The organism is Allobosea sp. GW823-FHT01F03 (assembly GCF_058798075.1).
This window is the reverse complement of record NZ_CM179505.1, coordinates 2,060,657-2,083,269: the sequence shown is the minus strand read 5'-3', so window position 1 is coordinate 2,083,269 and position 22,613 is coordinate 2,060,657. Positions and strand designations below refer to the sequence as shown.

General features: G+C 67.0%; 20 protein-coding genes. 11 read left to right on the top strand and 9 right to left on the bottom strand.

Annotated features, from left to right (window positions below; translation table 11 throughout):
* Positions 1 to 137 precede the first annotated feature (137 nt).
* Positions 138 to 1,394, bottom strand: a complete 1,257-nt coding sequence (locus AC3RCC_RS09770) for a class I SAM-dependent methyltransferase (protein ID WP_492258302.1) — start codon at positions 1,392 to 1,394, stop codon at positions 138 to 140.
* A gap of 212 nt (positions 1,395 to 1,606) precedes the next feature.
* On the opposite strand from AC3RCC_RS09770, the gene AC3RCC_RS09765 reads away from it, so the two are divergent.
* Entirely contained in the window at positions 1,607 to 2,338 is a 732-nt protein-coding gene (locus AC3RCC_RS09765) for a class I SAM-dependent methyltransferase (RefSeq protein ID WP_492258301.1), read from the top strand.
* On the opposite strand, the gene AC3RCC_RS09760 is transcribed toward AC3RCC_RS09765, so the two are convergent.
* From AC3RCC_RS09760 to zigA, 3 genes are read right to left on the bottom strand one after another with little or no spacing between them, the layout of a single operon-like run.
* Positions 2,339 to 2,743 (bottom strand): GtrA family protein, encoded by a 405-nt coding sequence (locus AC3RCC_RS09760; RefSeq protein WP_291636256.1) that lies wholly within the window; start codon positions 2,741 to 2,743, stop codon positions 2,339 to 2,341.
* A gap of 45 nt (positions 2,744 to 2,788) precedes the next feature.
* Positions 2,789 to 4,090 carry a hypothetical protein gene (locus AC3RCC_RS09755; protein ID WP_492258300.1) on the bottom strand — a complete coding sequence of 434 codons (1,302 nt, stop codon included), beginning with the start codon at positions 4,088 to 4,090 and terminating at the stop codon, positions 2,789 to 2,791.
* 58 nt (positions 4,091 to 4,148) lie between these two features.
* A complete protein-coding gene (gene zigA, locus AC3RCC_RS09750; protein ID WP_492258299.1) occupies positions 4,149 to 5,363 on the bottom strand; it encodes a zinc metallochaperone GTPase ZigA in 1,215 nt (404 codons plus the stop codon).
* A 264-nt stretch (positions 5,364 to 5,627) separates the two neighbouring features.
* On the opposite strand from zigA, the gene AC3RCC_RS09745 reads away from it, so the two are divergent.
* Positions 5,628 to 7,010 carry an amidohydrolase family protein gene (locus tag AC3RCC_RS09745; protein ID WP_492258298.1) on the top strand — a complete coding sequence of 461 codons (1,383 nt, stop codon included), beginning with the start codon at positions 5,628 to 5,630 and terminating at the stop codon, positions 7,008 to 7,010.
* A 17-nt stretch (positions 7,011 to 7,027) separates the two neighbouring features.
* On the opposite strand, the gene AC3RCC_RS09740 is transcribed toward AC3RCC_RS09745, so the two are convergent.
* Together AC3RCC_RS09740 and nhaA are read right to left on the bottom strand one after the other, a co-directional pair.
* Positions 7,028 to 8,089 (bottom strand): class I SAM-dependent methyltransferase, encoded by a 1,062-nt coding sequence (locus AC3RCC_RS09740; protein WP_291636248.1) that lies wholly within the window; start codon positions 8,087 to 8,089, stop codon positions 7,028 to 7,030.
* A gap of 145 nt (positions 8,090 to 8,234) precedes the next feature.
* Complete coding sequence (gene nhaA, locus AC3RCC_RS09735; protein WP_492258297.1) at positions 8,235 to 9,443, bottom strand: Na+/H+ antiporter NhaA; 1,209 nt, start codon at positions 9,441 to 9,443, stop codon at positions 8,235 to 8,237.
* 420 nt (positions 9,444 to 9,863) lie between these two features.
* On the opposite strand from nhaA, the gene carB reads away from it, so the two are divergent.
* The 5 genes from carB (at position 9,864) to AC3RCC_RS09710 (ending at position 15,292) form a co-directional block, all read left to right on the top strand.
* Positions 9,864 to 13,196, top strand: a complete 3,333-nt coding sequence (carB, locus tag AC3RCC_RS09730) for a carbamoyl-phosphate synthase large subunit (protein WP_492258296.1) — start codon at positions 9,864 to 9,866, stop codon at positions 13,194 to 13,196.
* A 106-nt stretch (positions 13,197 to 13,302) separates the two neighbouring features.
* Positions 13,303 to 13,776, top strand: coding sequence for a transcription elongation factor GreA (gene greA / locus AC3RCC_RS09725; RefSeq protein WP_291636242.1), 474 nt, complete (start codon positions 13,303 to 13,305; stop codon positions 13,774 to 13,776).
* A gap of 68 nt (positions 13,777 to 13,844) precedes the next feature.
* Positions 13,845 to 14,327, top strand: coding sequence for a hypothetical protein (locus AC3RCC_RS09720; RefSeq protein ID WP_492258295.1), 483 nt, complete (start codon positions 13,845 to 13,847; stop codon positions 14,325 to 14,327).
* Complete coding sequence (locus AC3RCC_RS09715; RefSeq protein WP_492258294.1) at positions 14,320 to 14,802, top strand: hypothetical protein; 483 nt, start codon at positions 14,320 to 14,322, stop codon at positions 14,800 to 14,802. Before AC3RCC_RS09720 ends, AC3RCC_RS09715 begins: the two co-directional genes overlap by 8 nt.
* Positions 14,795 to 15,292, top strand: coding sequence for a hypothetical protein (locus tag AC3RCC_RS09710; protein ID WP_492258293.1), 498 nt, complete (start codon positions 14,795 to 14,797; stop codon positions 15,290 to 15,292). Before AC3RCC_RS09715 ends, AC3RCC_RS09710 begins: the two co-directional genes overlap by 8 nt.
* A gap of 4 nt (positions 15,293 to 15,296) precedes the next feature.
* Here the strand turns inward: AC3RCC_RS09710 and AC3RCC_RS09705 are convergent, their stop codons facing one another.
* Positions 15,297 to 15,761 (bottom strand): Lrp/AsnC family transcriptional regulator, encoded by a 465-nt coding sequence (locus AC3RCC_RS09705; RefSeq protein ID WP_291636234.1) that lies wholly within the window; start codon positions 15,759 to 15,761, stop codon positions 15,297 to 15,299.
* 152 nt (positions 15,762 to 15,913) lie between these two features.
* Here AC3RCC_RS09705 and AC3RCC_RS09700 point away from each other — a divergent pair, with 152 nt between their 5' ends.
* From AC3RCC_RS09700 to AC3RCC_RS09690, 3 genes are all read left to right on the top strand, one after another.
* Positions 15,914 to 16,909 (top strand): mitochondrial fission ELM1 family protein, encoded by a 996-nt coding sequence (locus AC3RCC_RS09700; protein WP_492258292.1) that lies wholly within the window; start codon positions 15,914 to 15,916, stop codon positions 16,907 to 16,909.
* Between the two features lie 105 nt (positions 16,910 to 17,014).
* On the top strand, positions 17,015 to 17,980 hold the full coding sequence (trxB, locus tag AC3RCC_RS09695) for a thioredoxin-disulfide reductase (protein ID WP_492258291.1): 966 nt from the start codon (positions 17,015 to 17,017) through the stop codon (positions 17,978 to 17,980).
* A gap of 141 nt (positions 17,981 to 18,121) precedes the next feature.
* On the top strand, positions 18,122 to 19,012 hold the full coding sequence (locus AC3RCC_RS09690) for a LysR family transcriptional regulator (protein ID WP_291641940.1): 891 nt from the start codon (positions 18,122 to 18,124) through the stop codon (positions 19,010 to 19,012).
* Between the two features lie 426 nt (positions 19,013 to 19,438).
* On the opposite strand, the gene AC3RCC_RS09685 is transcribed toward AC3RCC_RS09690, so the two are convergent.
* On the bottom strand, positions 19,439 to 20,002 hold the full coding sequence (locus tag AC3RCC_RS09685; RefSeq protein ID WP_291641942.1) for a methylated-DNA--[protein]-cysteine S-methyltransferase: 564 nt from the start codon (positions 20,000 to 20,002) through the stop codon (positions 19,439 to 19,441).
* A gap of 127 nt (positions 20,003 to 20,129) precedes the next feature.
* A complete protein-coding gene (gene msrP / locus AC3RCC_RS09680) occupies positions 20,130 to 21,086 on the bottom strand; it encodes a protein-methionine-sulfoxide reductase catalytic subunit MsrP (protein ID WP_452118528.1) in 957 nt (318 codons plus the stop codon).
* Positions 21,087 to 21,421: 335 nt separating this feature from the next.
* On the opposite strand from msrP, the gene AC3RCC_RS09675 reads away from it, so the two are divergent.
* Positions 21,422 to 22,531, top strand: coding sequence for a branched-chain amino acid ABC transporter substrate-binding protein (locus AC3RCC_RS09675; RefSeq protein WP_492258290.1), 1,110 nt, complete (start codon positions 21,422 to 21,424; stop codon positions 22,529 to 22,531).
* The last annotated feature ends 82 nt before the right edge of the window (positions 22,532 to 22,613 follow it).

Genomic DNA, 22,613 nt, shown 5'->3' with positions numbered 1-22,613 from the left:
AGGAAAGTTCGGCAGCTGCCTGCCGCAGGGCCGGGGGCAGGCCGAATTCGGGCCGGCGGCGATCACGATACTCATGTGACGCAGGTTCATCTGCGCGGCAACTTGCGTCGGCAACGCACCCTGCACCGGGCACGGCCTCAGAAGCCGCGCCGCTCCAGTTCCTGCTCCGCCTCGGTGACGTAGTCGCGGATCACCGGGACGGCGCTCTTGTGCTGGCCGAGCAGGAGCTGGAAGACCATGTCGCCGCCGATATCGAAGGAGATCGAGCAGGCGGACAGGTAGAATTCCCACATCCGCGCGAAACGCTCGCCCAGCATCACGACGACCTCGTCGCGCCGCGCCATGAAGCGCCCGCGCCAGGCCTCCAGCGTCCAGTGGTAATGCCGGCGCCAGAACTCGCAGTCGGAATGCCACAAGCCCGTCTGCTCGACCGCGGCGAAGACCTCGGACAGCGCCGGAGCATAGCCGCCGGGGAAGATGTACTTGTCGAAGAACGGGCCGGTGAAGCCGGGCGGCCCGACCCGGCCGATGCAGTGCACGAGCGCGATCCCGTCCGGCGCCAGCAGATCACGGATCTTCTCGAAATATTCGAGATAATGCGCGACGCCGACATGCTCCATCATGCCGACCGAGACGATCCGGTCGAAACTGCCGGTGAGCTCGCGATAATCCTTGTTGATGAAGCTGACGGCATCGCCGACGCCGGCCGCTTCCGCCCGCTTCTGCGCCGCCGCCATCTGGTCCGGCGAGACGTTGAGGCCGGTGACCTGCGCCCCACAGGCCTTGGCGAGATAGATCGCCAGCTCGCCCCAGCCCGAGCCGATATCGAGCACCCGCATGCCCGGCTCGATCCGGAGCTTGGCCGCGAGATGGCGCAGCTTCGCCTTCTGCGCCGCCTCGAGCCCGACCTCGGGGCTGTGCCAGTAGGCACAGGAATAGGTCATCGTCTCGTCGAGCCAGAGCCGATAGAAATCGGTCGGGATATCGTAGTGGTGCTTGACCTTCTTGCCGGCGATGCCGAGCGGATTGTGCATCCGGAAGCGCCGGATCTTGAAGCGGACCTTGCGGATCACCTGCTGCAGCGGGTGCTTGCGCAGTTCCTTGCGCTGCAGCCAGAACAGCGAAAGCAGGTCGTGGATCGAGGAGCCGTCCTCGAAATTGACGCGCCCGTCCATATAGCCCTCGGCCAATGCGAGCTCGGGATTGAGGAAGATCTCGCGCTCGATCTTGTCGTCCGAGAAACGCACGGTGACGTCGGGGGCGATCTTGTTCTGGCCGGCGAAGCTGATCGGCCCCGGACCGGGACCGAAGACATGGCGCTTATTGTCGGGTGTGATGACAGTGAGGCGGCCCTGGCGGACGAAGCGCTTCAGAAGCTTAGGCAGCAGCAGCATGGTCCCCCCGGCGCATGAACGGCTCCGGAAAGGCTAGGGTCTCGCCGGCCGGAGCGCAAACCGTTTGGCCGCGCCTGCGGCCGTTTCGGTCGGGCGCATTACTTTTCCACGCCGGCGAAACCCAAATTGCCCCGGTTCCGCGCGCTTGCGAAACAGGTTAGGGCTAACCGGAAAGGCGCCTTTCCGCGCCGGTGCGAAACGGAAAAGGCCCGATGTCCTGGCGCGACTTCTGGAATGGCGAGCACGCGATCTACGTCTCGGAGCGCCACAAGGCCCTGCATTACCGGCGCATCGCTCAGGACATCGCCGCCGCCGTGCCGGGGAAAGACGCTGCCGTGCTCGATGTCGGCTGCGGCGAAGCGCTCTCGGCCGATCTCGTCGCCGCCGCCTCAGGCAAGCTGATCCTGTGCGAGGCGGCCCCGACCGTACGCGATAAGCTGAAAGCCCGTTTCGGCACCCTCACCAACCTCTCCGTCGTGTCGCCGGAAGAGGTCGAAGCGCTGCCGGACGGGTCGCTCGACCTCGTCGTCGCCAATTCGCTGATCCAGTATCTGAGCGATATCGAGCTGAAGCGGGCGCTGGCCACCTGGCTCGCAAAGCTGAAGCCCGGCGGCGAGCTCATCCTCGCCGACGTCATCCCACCCGATCTTTCGCCTTTGACCGACGCGACCGAGCTGCTCGGCTTCGCCTGGCGCGGCGGCTTCTTCATCGCAGCCCTCGGCGGCCTCGTCCGCACGCTCTTCTCGGACTATCGCAAGCTGCGCGCCCAGTATGGCCTCTCGACCTACAGCGCCATCGGCATCACCGCCTTGGTCAAAGCGGCCGGCTTCGAAGGCGTCACACGCCGCAGCAATTTCGGCCACAACCCGCACCGCATGGCCTTTTCCGCGCGCCGGCCGCTCTCGATCCCGGACCTTGTCCTGGATGAAGGCGCCAATAGCTGATCACGCCCCTTCGCGATCGGCGAAGGAGAAGAATTTGTGCCCTGCGAAGGTGAAGATCATCACGATCAGCGTCGTCACCACCTGCATCGGCAGATAGGGCAGACCGGCGACCTTGACGAAGAGGTGCATCAGCACGCCGGTTAGCAGGAAGCCGCCAAAGGCGATCAGGCCGAAGCGCCAGCTCGCCTCGCCATGGGTCCGCGTCGCCTCGAAGGTCAGCCAGCGGTTCAGCGCGTAAGAGACGAAGCCACCGAGTACGAAACCGGCAAGCGACGCCAATACGGGATCGGCTCCGCCGAGCTCGACCAGACCGATCAGCGAGCCGTAATGCGCAACCGCCGCCATCACGCCCGAAAAGGCATAGGCGATGACCTGGCGCGTATGGCGAGGAAGACGGTTCAGCATCCGGGATGCCTATACCCCGGATGCTGAACGGAAGCCTACGGCCAATCACCCCGCATCGCTGCCGGCGAGATTGGCCGGCTTGCCCTCGACCGGCAGGTCGAGCCCCTGCTTCAGCGAATCCAGGCTGTACTCGCGGATCCGGCCGTTCAGGGGATCGCTGACGAAGGCATTGCCGCCGATCACCGCCAGCGACGGTGTCGGCGTCCGCGCGCCATATTGGCAGTCGAAGGCCGGCACTGCCTCGAAGCTGGCGAGTTCCTTCCAGGCGGGCGCGATCTCGTAGATGCGCAGCTTGCCGTCCGGCGTCAGATTGGCGAGGCGCTTGCCATTGCCGGACAACTCGAACTGGCAGGCCGGCTGACCGCCCGGCACAGGCAGGACATCGCTCGCCGACAGCGACTGCGCGGCAGGATCGACCCGCAGCAGCGCATCATAGGGCGCAGCCTTGCCGTAATTGGCGACCATGAACTTTGCGCCAGCCCGGGCCTTGATCGCACTGATCCGGCGCTCGTCGGGATAGGCGAGCTTGCGCGCGCTGAAGCGGCCCTTGTCCTGCGACAGCACCAACATACCGCCGCCCTCGCCCTCGGCGCAGCCGAAGACATGGCGCCCGCCGGCTGCGGCATGGCCGTGATAGAGCTTGCAGGAGGCGTCGGGCTTGGCGGGATCATTGAAGGAGGCGAGCCGGTGCCAGGCGCCCTTATCCTGCTGCTGGATCTCGAAACCGTCCGGCCGCGAGGAGGCCTTGCGGTCGTCGCCACTGACATAGGCAGGGTTGGGCACCGAGGTCAGCCAGCGCCGCGCGCCGAGCGGCACGACGATGCCGTGCTGCGGCCCGGGACTCGGCCATTCCGTGATGGCGGGCCTGGCCTTGCCGAGATCGTCGATCGCGACCAGCAGGGCCTTGGCGCTGCTCTTGCCTTCCCAGGGGCGGATGCCGTCGAAGAAGACCGCGAGCTGGCCATGACCGGAAATCACATGGGCAGGCCGCTCGCCTGTGAGCACGAGATCGGTCAGCCGCACCGGCCCCTTCTCGACATCGACATGGTCGCCATGAGCCTCATAGCTCAGCCCGCTGTCGAGGATGCGGACCGTGCCGGCCTCGTCGCCGGTCTTGATCGCGACGAAGCGCCCACCTTCGATGCCGGCAAAGCCCGGATTGGCCTTCGGCACCGCGAAACTATGGGTGACCTCGCCGCTGTCGAGATCGAGCACGCGGACGACCGGCTTCTCATGGTCGGCGAAGAGCAGGCGGCCGCGCAGCACCGCATGGTCGTGCGCGAGGGCGGACTGGCTCGCGCAGGCGGCCGACAGAAGCAGGGCCGCTCTCAGGGCGGGTAAGCGCATCGCAGATACTCCATTGGGAAAGGACCGCCGATCGCGGCGGAGAAGGGAAAATCGGATCTCAGGCGGCCTCGGCCCGGCGCCAGGGCGGGAACGGGTCGGGCAGGTCGCGATAGCGCTCGGGCCTGAAGGCGATGGTCGGCGTCGCACCGACGAGGCAGGCATCCAGGGCAGCGCGGATCGCCTGCTCGTCCAGCCCCGTGCCGATGAAGACCAGTTCCTGCCGCCGGTCGCCCCAGACCGAATGCCAGTGCCGGTTGAGGATCGCCTTCCATTCGGGGTGGTCAGGCCAACGCGAGCGCGGAACAGCAGCCCACCAGAACCCCATCGCCTCGGTCCGGCAGATGCTGCCTGCGAGCGACATCTCGCCGACCCATTCCGGCCGTGTCGCCAGCCAGAAATGGCCCTTGGCCCGGACCAGACCCGGCCAGGTCCGGGCGAGGAAGGCATTGAATTTTTCGGGGTGGAAGGGCCGGCGCGCCCGATAGACGAAGGAGGAAATGCCGTATTCCTCGGTCTCCGGCACATGCTCCTTGAAGCCGTAGAGCTCCTTGTGCCAGAGCGGGTGCTCCTGCGCCTTGTCGTGATCGAACAGCCCGGTGTCGAGGACAGCATCGAGCGGCACCCGGCCGAAATCGGCCTCGACCAGCCTTGCATCGGGATTGAGAGCCCGCACCACCAGCCTCGCCTGCGCGAGCAGCTCCGGTCCGGCATCGGCCGCCTTGTTGAGCACGACCACATCGGCGAACTCGATCTGCTCGACCAGGAGATCGACCAGAGTCCACTCGTCGCCTTCCCCCGCCGTCTCGCCGCGCTCGCGCAGGAAATCGCGCGAGCCGTAGTCTTTCAGCAGGTTCACCGCGTCGACCACGGTCACCATCGTGTCGAGCCGGGCGAGGTCGGAGAGCGAGAAGCCCTCCTCGTCGCGGAATTCGAAGGTCGCGGCGATCGGCAGCGGCTCGGCGATGCCGGTGCCCTCGATCAGGAGGTAGTCGAAGCGCCCGTCGCGGGCGAGCCGGCCGACTTCGGCGAGGAGATCGTCGCGCAAGGTGCAGCAGATGCAGCCATTGCTCATCTCGACCAGTTTTTCGTCGGTGCGGGAGAGATCGCCGCCGCCGGAGCGGACGAGGTCGGCGTCGATGTTCACCTCGCTCATGTCGTTGACGATGACCGCGACCCGGCGGCCCTCGCGGTTGTTGAGGACGTGGTTGAGCAGCGTCGTCTTGCCGGCGCCGAGAAAGCCGGAGAGCACGGTGACCGGAAGGCGGGTATCCATCTCGGATCTCATGTTTGTTACGTTGTAACATTTCATATCGAGAGTGATCGGGAGACGCAAGGCGGTCTGCGACGATCTCCAAACTCAGGCCTCACCCCGAGGAGCCGCGCAGCGGCGTCTCGAAGGATGCTCCTGCTATCGCCGGAGCCTCCTGAAGCATCCTTCGAGACGCGCTCCTGCGGGGCGCTCCTCAGGATGAGGGCTTGGGAATTTGTCGAGCCTCGCTAAGCTCGCCCTTCCCTTGCCGATGAAGGAGCCAGCACCATGATCGAGATCGACCTCCTGGTGCGCGCCGAATTCCTGTACCCGGTCAGCCCCGGAATGCCGGTGATCCCGGATGGCGAGGTCGCGATCTCAGGCGGGCGCATCCTCCATGCCGGCCCGCGCCAGCCGGAGGGACATTGGTCACCCGCCCGCACGCTGGACGGCGCCGGGCGCGCCGTGCTGCCCGGCTTCGTCAACTGCCATTCGCATGCCGCTTCGCTGGTCTTCCGCAGCCAGACCGACGACCACGCCGCCAAGGCGGCGCTGCTCGAAGTCGCGTTCCGGATGGAGAAGGACATCACGGATGACGAGTGGGCGTTGTTGGCGGAGGCCGGCTGCGCCGACATGCTCCAGTCCGGCATCACCACCATCAACGACATCTGGTACGCGCCGCACCGGCTCGCCGGGACGGTAGAAGCCTGCGGCCTGCGTGCCCAGATCGCCCACAAGGTCTTCGATGTCCGCCTGCACGAGCTCTGGCGCGGCGACTACACGCATCATCCCGATATCGGCGAGGAGCGCCTGCGCGACGGCGTCGCCTTCGCCGAACGCTGGCACGGCGCCGCCAATGGCCGCATCACCGCGCGCATCGGGACGCACGCCACCGACACCTGCTCGCCCGAACTGCTCAAGACGGCCCGCGCCGAGGCGAACCGGCTCGGCATCGGCATGCATATCCATGCCGCCCAGAGCGCCGGCGAGGCCGAGCAGATCAAGGCGAGCTATGGCTGCGGCCCCGTCGAATTCCTCAGGGATGTCGGCATGCTCGGCCCTGATGTCGTGCTCGCCCATCTCGTCTTCGCCGGGACGGGCGATCTCGACGCCGTCCAGGAGAGCGGCGCAGCCTATGCGCATTGCCCGACGATCTATCCGCGCCGCGGCCGCTATCCGCCGCTGGAAGACATCATGGCGCGCGGCATCCCCACCGGCTTCGCCACGGACTGGATGCTGAACGACCCGTTCGAGGGCATGCGCAACGCCCTCAACGCCATGCGCCTGCGCCTCGGCAGCCCGACCGCCCTCACCTGCGCGCAGGCACTGGAGCTGCACACGATCGGCGCCGCCCGCGTCATGGGGCTGGCGGGCGAGATCGGCTCGCTGGAAGCCGGCAAGAAGGCCGATCTGATCATGGTCGACATCGACCGCCCGCATCTCCAGCCCTATTACGGCGACTACGCCGCGCTGGTCTATTACGCGAGGGCGAACGACGTGGTGACCAGCATCGTCGACGGGGCGATCGTCGTGGAGGAAGGCCGTCCGACCCGCCTCGACCGCGAACGGACGATGGCGCGCATCAAGGAGAAGGTCCCGGGCTGGCGCGGCAGGCTCGCGGCGCTGGGCAGCCGGGCGGTGTTCGGTCCGGGCTGCCCCTGTTGCGCTTAGGCGAGCTGTCCTGCGCCCTATGCCCTGACCTCGAACACCATGTTGAACGGCGTCTCGGTGGCACGGCGGAAACGCGAGAAACCGGCATCGAGCGCGACCTTGCGCAAGCGCATCTCGCCGGCCTGGGCGCCGAGCCCGAGCCCGACCTCCTGCGACAGCGAAGCCGGGGTGCAGATCATCGTCGACGCCCCGTAGAAGATCCGGCCGACCGGGTTGAGATTGTCCTTGAGCTGATCATGGGCGAAAGGCTCGACGATCATCCAGGTCCCGTCATCGGCGAGCGTCTCCATGACATGGCGGCCGGCACCGACCGGGTCGCCCATGTCGTGCAGGCAGTCGAACATCGCGACGAGATCGTATTTCTTCGCCGGGAAATCCTTGGCCGAGGCCTGTTCGAAGACGATCCGGTCACCGACGCCGGCCTTGTCGGCCGCCTCGCGCGCCTTCTCGATCGAAGGCCCGTGATAGTCGAAGGCGAAAAAGCGGGATTTCGGATAGGCCTGCGCCATCAGTATGGTCGAGGCGCCGTGGCCGCAGCCGACATCGGCGACGACCGCGCCCTTCTCCAGCTTCGCCTCGACACCGTCGAGCGCCGGGATCCAGCTCGTCTTCAGATTGGCGTTGTAGCCCGGCCGGAAGAAGCGCTCGGTGCCGCGGAACAGGCATTTGCTGTGCTCGTGCCAGCCCAGGCCCTGACCGGTCCGGAAGGCCTGCTCGACCTTGGGCTCGTCGACCCACATGGATTGAACGACCTCGAAGGCCCCGGCGAAGAAGGCCGGGCTGCTCTCCTCGGCGAAGGCCATCGCCTGCTCGGGCGACAGGCTGAAGCGATCCGTCTTCTCGTCATACTGCACGTATTCCGCCGCCGCCTGCGCCGAGAGCCATTCGCGGACATAGCGTTCCTTGACGCCGGTACGGCTGGCAAGGTCGGCAGCGGTGACCGGCTTGCCGTCGCCCATCGCCTTGTAGAGGCCGAGCTGGTCTCCCAGCACGATCAGGGAGCCGGTGACGCAGGCGCCGACGTCGCCGACGAGGCGCCCGACCAGGGCATCGAGCTTTTGCGGATCTGGTTGACGCATGACCATGCTCCTCTGGTTGGGGCGTGGCCGGAACTCTCGCGAACCGGCTCGACGCCATCGCGGAAGCGGCGATGCTATACCCGCGCCACCCACCCGGAAAGCGCCAAGACGGGTGATGGTCGCGCCGCCGGCCGACGCCGCATCATCAGGCACGGCGCGACGGCGGATCGTCCCGCCGGACCACCCGCAACACGAGATAGCCCGCCAGGCCCGACAGCAGCGAGCCAGCGAGGATGCCGTACTTCACCCGTGCCTGCATGGCGGGGTCCTCGAAGGCGAGTAGGCCGATGAACAGGCTCATGGTGAAGCCGATACCGCAGAGCAGCGCGACGCCGAACATCTGGCCCCAGCTCGCATTGGCCGGCAGATCGGCCCAGCCCTTGCGCTCCATCAGCAAGACGGCGCCCATCACCCCGATCAGCTTGCCGAAGAACAGGCCGGCCGCGACGCCGACGGCCAGCATGTCGCCGAGCACGGCGGGCGAAAGCCCGGCGAACGAGACGCCGGCATTGGCGAAACCGAAGATCGGCACGATCAGGAAGGCGACCGGCAGGTGGAGATGGTGCTCCAGGCGGTGCAGCGGCGAATGCGCCGGATCGGATTCGGGCTTGGCGGGCGTCACCCGGATCGGGATGGTCAGGGCCAGGAGCACGCCGGCGACGGTTGCATGAACGCCCGAGATCAGGGTGAACACCCATAGCACCAGCCCGAGGGCGAGATAGGCCGGCAGCTTCCGGTGGCCGAGGCGGTTCAGCCCGCAGAGCGCGCCGAACACGACGACGCCTCCGAGCAGCGCGTAGATATTGAGCTCGGCCGTATAGAACAGCGCAATGATCACGACCGCCCCGAGATCGTCGATGATCGCGAGCGCAGCGAGGAAGACCTTGAGCGAGCCCGGCACCCGGGAGCCCAGCAGGGACAGCACCCCGAGCGCGAAGGCGATATCGGTCGCCGCCGGGATCGCCCAGCCGCGTAGCGCGGACGGGTCAGCCCGGTTGAAGGCGATGAAGATCAGGCCGGGCACGATCATGCCGCCGAGCGCCGCCGCTCCGGGCAGGATCCTGCGGCTCCAGCTCGAAAGCTGCCCGTCGAGCATCTCGCGCTTGATCTCGAGCCCGACGAACAGGAAGAACAGCGCCATCAGCGCGTCGTTGATCCAGTGCAGCAGGCTGAGCGGTCCGACATAGACATTCAGCGCCGCGAAATAGCTCGGAGCCAGCGGCGAATTGGCGATGAGGATGGCCAGCAGCGCGGCCGCCATCAGGACGAGACCGCCGGCCGACTCGCTCTCGACGAATTTGCGCAGCGTCGTGACGGGCTTGCGCGCGTTGGGGGCGTGAAGCGAACCGCTCATCGGCGCAGCCCCTTCTGCGAGGCGATTGCGGAACAGCAGACAAAAGCGCGGCGCGCACGCAGGAGGCGCGCCCGGGTGGCCGGGATCATCGATGCAGGTCTCCTCGCACTGGCGGCCCGACCAGCGCAAAAAACCTGCCCGCCGCACCAGCGCGGCGGAGCACCCGGGCCCTCTATCGCATCGATGGCGGAGGGCCGCAACCTGGACACCACCCCGGCACGCCTCGCCCCGGCCAGGCGCATTCCACCGGCCGGCGGAGGAAAGATCGCCGCGCGCGCATGCCACCTGCCCGCGCTTTCTGCTTCCCCCAGCCGCCGCTCCCGTCTATAGCGAGCGCCTAGCATTCATTCAGGCGCCTGCTGCCCCCCGTTCGCACGATCGGACGAGGGTCGCGCACGCCCGCAAGTACGGTCGAGACCCATGCCGAAGCGCACAGACATCAAGACGATCCTGATCATCGGCGCCGGCCCCATCATCATCGGCCAGGCCTGCGAATTCGACTATTCCGGCACCCAGGCCTGCAAGACGCTGAAGGCCGAGGGCTACCGCATCGTGCTGGTCAACTCGAACCCGGCGACGATCATGACCGATCCGGAGCTGGCCGATTCGACCTATGTCGAGCCGATCACGCCCGAGATCGTCGCCAAGATCATCGAAAAGGAACGCAACGTCCTGCCGGGCGGCTTCGCCCTGCTGCCGACCATGGGCGGCCAGACCGCGCTGAACTGCGCGCTCTCGCTCGAGAAGATGGGCGTGCTCGAGAAATTCGACGTCGAGATGATCGGCGCCACCGCCGATGCCATCGACAAGGCCGAGGATCGCGAGCGCTTCCGCGAGGCGATGACCAAGATCGGCCTCTCGACGCCGCGTTCGCACCACGTCAAATCGCTCGGCGCCGCCCTGGAGGCACTGGAGGATATCGGCCTTCCCACCATCATCCGCCCCTCCTTCACCATGGGCGGCACCGGCGGCGGCATCGCCTACAACAAGAGCGAGTTCATCGACATCGTCGAGCGCGGCATGGACGCCTCGCCGACCAGCGAAGTGCTGATCGAGGAAAGCGTCCTCGGCTGGAAGGAATACGAGATGGAGGTCGTCCGCGATAAGGCGGACAACTGCATCATCGTCTGCTCGATCGAGAACTTCGACCCGATGGGCGTCCACACCGGCGATTCGATCACGGTCGCCCCGGCGCTGACGCTGACCGACAAGGAATACCAGATCATGCGCGACGCCTCGCTGGCGGTGCTGCGCGAGATCGGCGTCGAGACCGGCGGCTCGAACGTGCAATTCGCGGTCGATCCGGAGACCGGCCGGATGATCGTCATCGAGATGAATCCGCGCGTCTCGCGCTCTTCCGCCCTGGCGTCCAAGGCGACCGGCTTCCCGATCGCCAAGGTCGCGGCGCGCCTCGCCGTCGGCTACACGCTCGACGAGATCGAGAACGACATCACCGGCGGCGCGACGCCCGCCTCCTTCGAGCCGACGATCGACTATGTCGTCACCAAGATCCCCCGCTTCGCCTTCGAGAAGTTCCCGGGCTCCGAGCCGACCCTGACCACCGCGATGAAGTCGGTCGGCGAAGCCATGGCGATCGGCCGCACCTTCCAGGAATCGCTGCAGAAGGCGCTGCGCTCGCTCGAGACCGGCCTCGACGGACTCGACGAGATCGAGGTCGAGGGCCTCGGCCAGGGCGACGACCGCAACGCCGTCAAGGCGGCGCTCTCGACGCCGACGCCCGACCGCATCCTGCATGTCGCCCAGGCCATGCGCCTCGGCTTCACCGACGAGCAAATCCACGAGAGCTGCAAGATCGATCCCTGGTTCCTCGAGCAGATGCGCGGCATCGTCGACACCGAGGAGAAGATCCGCGCCCACGGCCTGCCGCAGACGCCGATCGCGCTGCGCCAGGTCAAGGCGATGGGCTTCTCCGACAAGCGCCTCGCGGCCGTCTCCGGCAAGACCGAGGCCGAGGTCAAGGCGCTGCGCCGCTTGCTCGACGTGCGCCCGGTGTTCAAGCGCATCGACACCTGCGCCGCCGAATTCGCCTCGCCGACCGCCTATATGTACTCGACCTATGCCATGCCCTTCGCCGGCGCCCCGGCCGACGAGGCACAGCCCTCCGACGCCAAGAAGGTCGTCATCCTCGGCGGCGGCCCCAACCGCATCGGCCAGGGCATCGAGTTCGACTATTGCTGCTGCCATGCCTGCTATGCGCTGCGCGACGCCGGCTACGAGACCATCATGGTCAACTGCAATCCCGAGACGGTCTCGACCGATTACGACACCTCGGACCGGCTCTATTTCGAGCCGCTGACCGCCGAGGACGTGCTCGAGATCCTCGAGACCGAGAAGCAGAAGGGCACGCTGCACGGCGTCATCGTCCAGTTCGGCGGCCAGACCCCGCTGAAGCTCGCCCATGCGCTCGAGCAGGCCGGCATCCCGATCCTCGGCACCACGCCGGACGCGATCGACCTCGCCGAGGACCGCGACCGCTTCAAGCGCCTGCTCGACAAGCTCCAGCTCAAGCAGCCGAAGAACGGCATCGCCTATTCGGTCGAGCAGGCCCGCCTGATCGCCGCCGAACTCGGCCTGCCCTTCGTGGTCCGGCCGTCCTATGTGCTCGGCGGACGCGCCATGGAGATCATCCGCGACGAGACCCAGTTCGAGAACTACCTGCTCGGCACCCTGCCCTCGCTGATCCCCTCCGAGGTCAAGGCCAAGTACCCGAACGACAAGACCGGGCAGATCAACACCGTTCTCGGCAAGAACCCCCTGCTCTTCGACCGTTATCTCTCCGACGCCATCGAGGTCGACGTCGACTGCCTCTCGGACGGCAAGGACGCCTTCATCGCCGGAATCATGGAGCATATCGAGGAGGCCGGCATCCATTCCGGCGACTCCGCCTGCTCGCTGCCGCCGCGCTCGCTTAGCCCTGAGATGATCGCCGAGCTGGAGCGCCAGACCCGCGCCATGGCCCTGGCGCTCGATGTCGGCGGCCTGATGAACGTCCAGTACGCCATCCAGAACGACGTCATCTACGTGCTCGAGGTCAATCCGCGGGCCTCGCGCACCGTGCCCTTCGTCGCCAAGGTCATCGGCAAGCCGATCGCCAAGATCGCGGCGCGGCTGATGGCCGGCGAGAGCCTCGCCAGCTTCGGCCTGAAGCAGGAGAAGCTCGGCCATGTCGGCGTGAAGGAAGCGGTCTTCCCCTTCGCCCGCTTCCCCGGCGTCGACGTCTTGCTCGGGCCGGAGATGCGTTCGACCGGCGAGGTCATCGGCCTCGACCGCTCCTTCGACGTCGCCTTTGCCAAGAGCCAGCTCGGTGCCGGCTCGAAGGTCCCGGTCAAGGGCACCGTCTTCGTCTCGCTCCGCGACCAGGACAAGCTGCGGATCCTGCCTTCGATCCGGATGCTCGCCGATCTCGGCTTCCAGATCGTCGCGACCGGCGGCACCCAGCGCCTGCTCCAGGACAACGGCATCCGCGCCAGCAAGATCAACAAAGTGCTGGAAGGCCGCCCGCACATCGTCGACGCGATCAAGAACGGCGGTGTCCAGCTCGTCTTCAACACGACCGAGGGTCCGCAGGCCCTCGCAGATTCGCGCCCGCTGCGCCGCGCCGCCCTCTTGCACAAGGTGCCCTATTATACCACCTTGGCCGGAGCGATCGCTGCGGCGGAGGGCATCAAGGCCTATTGCAGCGGCGATCTCGAGGTGAGGTCGCTACAATCCTATTTCGACGGCGCCGCCTGATTCGGGACGGCGCACCGAAATAGTTTTTCTGACGATCGAAAGCGACGGCGCTGGCGCGGACTTGTCCGGCCGGCGCCGCATCGCGTTTCGGAACTGGGACGGGACGATGGACAAGGTTCCTATGACGGCGGGCGGCTTCGCCGCTCTCGAGGTCGAGCTGAAGCACAGGCAGCAGGTCGAGCGCCAACGGATCATCCAGGCGATCTCCGAGGCACGGGCCCTCGGCGATCTCTCGGAGAACGCCGAGTATCATGCCGCCAAGGAGGCCCAGTCGCTCAACGAAGGCCGGATCATGGAGCTGGAATCGCTGATCGGCCGCGCCGACATCATCGATATCTCGAAGCTCGGCGGCGACACGATCAAGTTCGGCGCGACCGTCAAGCTGATCGACGACGATACCGAGGAGGAGAAGCTCTACCAGATCGTCGGCGAACCGGAATCCGACGTGAAGTCGGGCAAGGTCTCGATCGGCTCGCCGATCGCGCGCGCGCTCATCGGCAAGAAGGTCGGCGACTCCGTCCAGGTCAACACGCCCGGCGGCGGCAAGTCCTATGAGGTCGTCGACGTCGCCTTCCGCTGAAAGGCTCCTTGGCCCGCCCGGCGGCAGCTCCTAGATTGAGGAGGATGCCTGCTGCCGGAGAAGTCGCCATGACCAGCCGCCGCGCTTTTCTCACCGGGTCCGCCGCGCTTGCCGCAGGCGGGCTCGCTTCGTTTCAGGCCCTGGCTCAGGGCCTCCCGGTCGGTGCCATCCGCGTCGATGCAAGCCGCCTCGGCCCGCAGGGCTGGGGCGAGAATGCCGGCCGGATCGCGCGGGCCCTGGAGCGGGAACTGGCCGGCCAGCTCAGCGGCCAGCGCCAGCGCGGCGGCCCGACACTTTACGTCACCGTGCACGGAATCTGGCTTGCCAGCTTCGCCGGTGGCGGCAGCCCCGGCGATTCCGACAGCAACGACAATATGGACAGCTACATCGAGCTGATCGATCGCGGCCGCGTGCTCGCCAGCTATCCGATCCGCTCGACCCTGCTCTCCAGCTCCGGCGGTGCCTGGTACCGGCCCGATATCGACCAGCGGCGCGTCGCGGCCCTGCTCGAGAACAACGCCCTCTGGATCAGGCGCTATCTCGGTGGCTGAAGCCGCGATACCGACCCGCCGCCTGCTCGCCCTGGGCGCAGCCGCCGCCTTGCTGGCCGGCTGCCAGACCGCGTCGCCGCCCGGTTCGGGCATCGCGATCGGCGCGATTCGCGTCGACACCGGCCCGCTCGCAGCCAAGGGCCAGAGCGCCACCGCCGCAATGATCAAGCCGATGCTGGAGCGCGAGCTCGCCGGCCTGCGAAGCGCCCATGGCGCGACCCTGCTGGTCACCGTCACCGGGCTCTACATGACGAGCTATGCCGGCGGACAGGCCGTCACCCTCGGCAATGACAGCCTCGAAAGCGAAGCCCGGCTGATCGGGGCCGACGGGCGCGAGCTCGCCCGCTACCCGGTCCTCGCCATCATGGCCCCGAGCTCCGGGGGCGCCTGGTACCGGCCGGACATCGACCAGCGCCGGATCGCGGCCCTGGTCTCCAGCAACGCAGAATGGATCAGGCGCTATCTCGGTGAGTGAGACGATGCTGCCGACCCGCCGCCTGCTCGTCCTGGGCGCAGCCGCGGCCTTGCTGACCGGCTGCCAGACCACGCCGCTGCTCGACCCCGGCACCGCGATCGGCACCATTCGCGTCGACGTCTCGCGCCTGGTCGAGTTCGGCGTCGGCCCGCGCGCCGAGGTCGTCAGGACCCGGCTAGAGCAAGAGCTGGCACGCGCTTTCGCCGGGATGCGTCAGCCTGGCGGCGCGACGCTCACGGTCGCCGTGCGCGGATTGACCATGCCGACCTATGTCGGCGGCGACATCGATGACGGCGCGACCTCGGACTATCTGGAAAGTCTGGTCACGGTCACCGGTCGCAAAGGCGAGGTGCTGGCGACCTATCCGGTCCTGTCGATGAACGGGGCCGGCGATTCCGGTTTCTGGTTCTCACCCGGCATCGACCAGCGCCGCGTCGAGCGCCTGATCGTCAACCACGCCGCCTGGATCAGGAAGTTGACGCTCGGCTGAGACCTCAGTCCAGAGGCGCGATCGGCTCGTCCTTGACCCGGTCGAGCGCCAGCGCGGTGCGGACATTGCGGACATTGGGCAGCGCCGTCAGGTCGCTGACGAAGTCCTGAAAGGCTTTCAGGTCCGTCGCGACGCATTTCAGCACGAAATCGATGTCACCCGAGAGCGTCCAGCATTCGCGCACCGCCGGCCAGTCGCGGATCCGGCTCTGGAAGGCGGCGAGATCGGCCTCGGCCTGGCTGGCGAGGTGGACGAAGGCGAAGCAGACGACCTCGATGCCGAGCTTTCGCTCGTCGAGCTGCGCCCGATAGCCGGTGATCACCCCGGCCTCCTCCAGCGCCCTGACCCGCCTGAGGCAGGGCGGCGGCGAAATGCCGACGCGGCTGGCGAGTTCGACATTCGTCATCCGCCCATCACGCTGCAATTCGGCCAGGATGCGAAGATCGATCTCGTCGAGCTTGGAACGCACAGATCCTCCGGGGAAAAAGGTCGCGCTGGTGTAGACGCAGTGTCCACGCGATACAAGGCGATGGCCATCATCGGGATGGCCACATTCGAGCCTCGTCCCAGGGAGCGGCCAGAAGCTGCCCGGGACAGCGGCGGGCGTCGGGGACATCATTCTTGGGCGAGCATCGGCCTTCCGAACCAAATCCCACTCTCTGGGTGCTCACCGACGGCAAGGCCGGCGACGAGGTCCAGTGCCTCGGCGTCGCCGAGCGCCTCGGCCTCGTCCCCGAAATCCGCCGCGTCCGCCCGGGCCGGCCCTGGGCCTGGCTGATGCCGCGCGGGCCGATCGATCCGCGGGAGGCGCCCGACCGCCCGGACAGCCCGCTGCGCCCACCCTTTCCCGATATCGCCATCGCCTCGGGCCGGCGCGCCGTCGCCTATCTGCGCGCGCTGAAGAAGGCCTCGAACGGGCGCAGCTTCACCGTCTTCCTCAAGGACCCCCGTACCGGCGCCAGCGCCGCCGACCTGATCTGGGTGCCGCAGCACGACCGTTTGCGCGGGGACAATGTCCTGGTGACGATCACCTCGCCGCACCGCCTCGCCCCGGCTGCACTCGCCGCCGCGCGCGCAGCGCCGCCGCCGGCGCTCGCCGCCCTGCCCTCACCGCGCGCCGCCGTCCTGGTCGGCGGCGACAGCCGCCATCACCGCTTCCGGCCACAGGATGTCCAGGCCTTCGCCGCCCGGCTCGAGGCCCTCGCCGCTTCCGGCGTTGCCCTGATGGGTTCGCGCTCTCGCCGCACGCCGCCGGCGCTCGAGGCGGCGGTCGCTGCCGTGTTCAAACGCCATGGCGGCTGGTGGTGGGACGGCACGGGCGCCAACCCCTATGTCCCGCTGCTGGCGCTGGCGGATGCGATCGTCGTCACCGCCGACTCGACCAACATGATCGGCGAGGCCGCCGCCACCGGTGTCCCCATTCTGGTCTTCGAGCCGCATGGCGGCCATGCCCGGCTGGCGAAGTTCCTCGAGGCGCTGAAGGCCTATGGCGCTGTGCATCACTTCGAGGGCCGGCTTGAAGGCGGGCGCTACCAGCCGCTAGACTCGACGGAAGCGATCGCGCGGGCCGTCGACGAGGCCTGGCGCCGCCACAGGGCGGTGACAGGCTTGGACTGACGCGCCCCGATGCCGATATGTCCGGTTGCGGCCGGCCAGGCGATATCGCCGGCGAGGCCGGAAGAGACCGGAATTCACCGGCACGGCCGGTAGAGGAAGACGAGAATGGCCCATACCCACGCCAAGGTGATGATCATCGGCTCCGGCCCCGCGGGCTACACCGCCGCGATCTATGCCGCCCGCGCCTTGCTCGAGCCGGTATTGATCTCCGGCATGCAGGCCGGCGGTCAGCTGATGATCACCACCGATGTCGAGAACTATCCCGGCTTCGCCGACGTCATCCAAGGCCCCTGGCTGATGGAGCAGATGCGTGCCCAGGCCGAGCACATGGGCACGAAGATGGTCTCCGACCATATCGCCCGCGTCGATCTCTCGCAGCGGCCCTTCCGGCTCTGGGGCGATGGCGGCGAGACCTATTCCTGCGATGCGCTGGTCATCGCCACCGGCGCCCAGGCCAAGTGGCTCGGCCTCCCCTCGGAGCAGAGCTTCCAGGGCTTCGGCGTCTCGGCCTGCGCCACCTGCGACGGCTTCTTCTTCCGCAACAAGCAGGTCGTGGTGGTCGGCGGCGGCAACACCGCCGTCGAGGAGGCGCTGTATCTCGCCAACCTCGCCGCCAAGGTGACCCTTGTCCATCGCCGCGACACGCTGCGCGCCGAGAAGGTGATGCAGGACCGCCTGTTCAAGCATCCCAAGGTCGAGGTGGTCTGGGATTCGGAAGTCGCCGAGATCCTCGGCGGCACGCAGCCGCCTTCGGTGACCCATGTCCGCCTGCGCAATCTGAAGAGCGGCGCGCAGCAGGACCTGCCGACCGACGGCGTCTTCGTTGCGATCGGCCACAAGCCGGCCACCGAGCTCTTCACCGGCCAGCTCGCCATGCGCGAATCGGGATATCTCGAAGTCACGCCGGGCACGACCCAGACCAATGTCCCCGGCGTTTTCGCCGCCGGCGACGTCACCGACGAGCACTACCGTCAGGCCGTGACCGCCGCCGGATTGGGCTGCATGGCCGCTCTCGATGCCGAGCGCTGGCTCGCCGCCAATGAAAGCGAGCTCAGCGAGGCCGCCGAGTGAGGTTCCCGTGATCCATCAGTGTTGCTGATGGATCACGCCACTAGTTTAAGGGCTAAAAATCAGGCATCCGGCAAAGGAAACATTGACCTCTCGCACCCACCCTCCCATCATGCGCTGAATGCATAACGGGGGAGGAAAGCGGTGGATTGGGACCGCATCCGTATTTTCTACACGGTCGCAGAATCGGGCAGCTTCACCAAGGCCGGTGACGGGCTTGGGCTGAGCCAGTCCGCCGTCAGCCGTCAGATCGGCGCGCTCGAACGCGAGCTGCGCGCCCCGCTCTTCCATCGGCATACCCGTGGCCTGATCCTGACCGAGCAGGGCGAGCTGCTCTGGCGCGCCGCCCGCGAGATGACGCAGCGGCTCGAGCGGACGCGGGCCCAACTCTCGGAAACGCGCGAGCACCCGTCCGGCGAGCTCAAGGTCACCGCGACCCGCGGGCTCGGCGGCCATTGGCTGACGCCGCGCCTGGCCGAGTTCCTCGATCTCTATCCCGACATCAAGGTCGACCTGATCCTCACCGACGAGGAGCTCGACCTTTCGATGCGCGAGGCCGACATCGCCTTGCGCCTGCGCCAGCCGCAGCAGCCGGACCTGATCCAGCGCCGGCTCTTCACCGTGCACTTCCACGTCTACGGCTCGCCGGCCTACATCAAGCGCTTCGGCGAACCGAAGAGCTATGAGGATCTCGACAATCACCGGCTGCTCTCATTCGGCAACACCTCGCCATCCTATCTGACCGCCGTGCACTGGCTCGGCACGCTTGGCCGCGACCAGCGCAATCCGCGCCCGATCCATCTCACCGTCAACAACATCACGGCGATGAAGCGGGCGGTCGACTCGGGGGCCGGCATCGCCATCCTGCCGGATTATCTGATCGAATCGGGCTCGCCGCTCGTGCAGCTGATGCGCGAGACGGAGATGCCGCAGCTGGAAAGCTATCTAGTCTATCCGGAAGAGATGAAATCGGTCGCCCGAGTACAGGTTTTCCGGGATTTTCTTATCCAGAAGGCCCAGCGCTGGACGTTCTGAGCCCTGACTATCTGACGGGCAGAGCCTGCCCGAAAACCCGGCGACGGGCTCGCCCGTCCCGCCTCTGATGCATTGCCAAACGTCAATTATGGCAATTATGTCAAATTCTAGCATTTCATCATGCCATGGACGCATGGCCGCCCCGCCCAATGCTGCATTGCAAAAAAGCAGGCCCTGCTCGATATTGTGCTCACGGTTGTTCGGAACGGGCTCCGCATTCTCCTCCCGGCGTTGAGTTCGTTCCAGCCGTTCCCCTCTGAGATGTTTGGCGCTTGCGCCGAATATTTCAAACTTCTAGGCCGGCTCCTTCGGGACGCCGGCCTTTTTTCTTGGCCACAGCCCGACGACTACCGTCATTCCGGAGCTGCGCCGCTTCGCGGCTTGTCCGGAATGACACCGCGCTCTTCGTTGGATTGGCCTGTTGCCCTATCGCCGCCGGGCTTCCAGCGGCAGCGAATCGAACAGCGACGGCTCGGCGCTGGTCCGCGCCTTCTCGATCGTCAGGATTCGAAGCTTGGTCTCGACGCCGCCATCGGCCGAGAAGCCGCCGGTCTTGCCGCCGGCCGCCAGCACGCGATGGCAGGGCACGATGATCGGGATCGGGTTCTGGCCGAGCGCCACGCCGACGGCACGCGCGGCACCGGGCTCGCCGATCCGCGCCGCGACCTCGCCATAGGTCAGCGTCTCGCCGGGCCGAATCGCCAGCGTGACGCGATAGACGCGCTGATTGAACTCAGGCGTGGCGCTGAGATCGATCGGCAGATGGGAAAGGTCGCGCTGCTCTCCCGCGAGCAGGGCGACGATATCGGCGATCGCCTCTCGCACGAAGGCGACGGGTTCAGCCTCGCCAGCCTCGGGAAAGCGCCGGGCGAGCCGGCTGCGCGCCGTGGCCTCGTCATGCTCCGGCAATTGCGCGGCGATGATCGTCTCGCCCTGCCAGACCAGGGCGCAGCTGCCGATCGCGGTTTCGAAGAGACAGAAGCTTTGCATGGCCCGAAGCTAACGCAGGCGAAGACGGTACGGCACCCGGTTTCTGCCCCCTCCCTGGTCAACCCGGACGAGCAGCGAGGCCGCGCCGCTCCGGGATGACAAACGAGACGAGGAGCCAAGCGCGAACTCAGGCCCAGAGCCGTTCCTTCTCCAGCCCCTTGTAGAGCTCGGCGACCTGCTCGCCATAGCCGTTGAACAGCAGGGTCGGCCGCCGTTCGCGCGAACCCAGCACCTGTTCGCTCGCCTGACTCCAGCGCGGATGCGAGACCTCCGGATTCACATTCGCCCAGAAGCCGTATTCGGAGGCCTGCAAGCCCTCCCAGAAGGTCTTCGGCCGCTCGGCGACGAAGCTGATCTTGTTGATCGATTTGACCGATTTGAAACCGTATTTCCACGGAACGATCAGCCGCATCGGCGCGCCGTGCTGGTTTGGCACCGGCTTGCCATAGATGCCCGTCACCATCAGCGTGAGCTCATTGGTCGCCTCGGCGATGGTCAGCCCCTCCGTATAGGGCCAAGGATACCAGCGCTGCGACTGACCGGGCGCGACGCGCGGGTTCATGAAGGTCTGCATCTGCACATATTTCGCGCCGGACAGCGGCTTGGCGAGCTCGACCAGCTTCTTCAGCGGAAAGCCGGTCCAGGGCACCGCCATCGACCAGGCCTCGACGCAGCGGAAACGGTAGAGCCGCTCCTCCAGCGGCATCTTCCGGATCAGCTCGTCGATGCCGATCTCGATGGGCTTCTCGACCAACCCGTCGATCGTCACCGTCCAGGGCCGGGTGCTGAGGCGCTTCGCCGAGGCGACCACGTCCTTCGAGGTCCCGAACTCGTAGAAATTATTGTAGTTCGCGGCCAGCTCCTCCTCCGTCACCGGCCGGTCGAGCGTGTAGGCCGCGTTGCGCTTGGCGGGATAGAGATCGAGTGTCGGCTCAGGACCCTGGGCGAAGGCCAGCTCTGGCAAGGCGGAGCCGGCGATCAACCCGGCGCCCGCGGCGATGAAGCGGCGGCGATCGAGGAAGACCGTCTCCGGCGTGGCCTCGCTCTCGGGGATTTCCCAGCCGGGGCGGCTCTTGATCAGCATCGGACGACGAACTCCGGTTATCCGGGGGCAGCTAGTCCACAGCGCGATCCGATGCGCAATTCACGAGGGGGAGAGGATCAGCGGCGCTCTGTCGCGCCTCGCGGCAGGGCCACCGGGCGGCGCCATCCCTCTTGCATCGCGGTCATGCTCGCCATGCTCGCCGGCAGGGCGTGCCCGGATCGCAGGCGCATGCTAGAAATTTCGGCAATGGTCGGACAGTCAGCTCCGCTCGGTAGAGAGTTCGGGCCTTTCGGAGGAAGGGCCTGTCGCGCGTCCCCGACCAGCGCGGCCAAACCACGGGCGGAAGCTGCACCAACCTTGAGGAGACGATTGCGATGGGCAAGTTGAAATTCCTGGTCGGAACGGCCTTCGCCGCCACCCTTCTGGCCGCTCTACCGGCCCGCGCCGAGATCGTTATCGGGCTGATCGCGCCGCTGACCGGCGCCGTCGCCGCCTATGGCGACCAGGTCCGCAACGGCGCCGAAGCCGCCGTCGAGGCAATCAACAAGAAGGGCGGCATCCTCGGCGAGAAGGTGGTGCTGAAGCTCGCCGACGATGCCGGAGATCCCAAGCAGGGCGTCTCCGCCGCCAACCTCCTGGTCGGCGAGAAGATCAAGTTCGTCGTCGGCCCGGTGACCTCCGGCGTCGCGATGGCGGTTTCCGACGTCCTCGCCGAGCACGGGGCGCTGATGGTGACGCCGACCGCGACCGCCCCGGCCCTCACCAGCCGCGGCCTGAGCAATGTCCTGCGCACCTGCGGCCGCGACGATCAGCAGGCCGAAGTGGCGGCCAAATACGTGCTGAAGAACCTGAAGGACAAGCGGATCGCGGTGCTCCACGACAAGGGCACCTATGGCAAGGGTCTCGCCGATTCCTTCAAGAAGGGCATCAATGACGGCGGCGTCAAGGAAGCGCTCTATCTGACGCTGACGCCCGGCGAGAAGGACCTGTCGGCCGTCATCACCCGTCTGAAGGCCGCCAATATCGACCTGATCTATTTCGGCGGCTACCACCCCGAAGGCGGCCTGCTCGCCCGCCAGCTCAGCGATGCCGGCATCAAGGCCGCCATCATCGGCGGCGAAGGCCTCTCCAACACCGAATTCTGGGCGATCGCCGACAAATCGGCCGCCGGCTCGCTGTTCACCAACGCGACCGACGCCCAGAAGAGCCCCGATTCGGCCGAGGCCGTGGCGGCGCTGAAGGCGAAGGGCATCCCGGCCGAGGCCTTCACGCTCAATGCCTATGCCGCCGTGGAAGTGCTCAAGGCCGGCATCGAAAAGGTGGGCAAGGCCGACAGCGCCGCAGCCGTCGCGACCGCGCTGAAATCCGGCATGACCGTGCCGACCGCGATCGGCAAGCTGTCCTATGGCAAGAACGGTGATCTCAGCTCGCCGGCCTTCTCGATGTTCAAATGGGAAGACGGCAAGATCGTCTCCGTCGACTGACGAAAAAGGGCTGGTGCGGGGACACTCCCTGCACCGGCCCTCATTTTTAGCAGGCATGCGCCGCCCCGGCCGGGACCGCGCA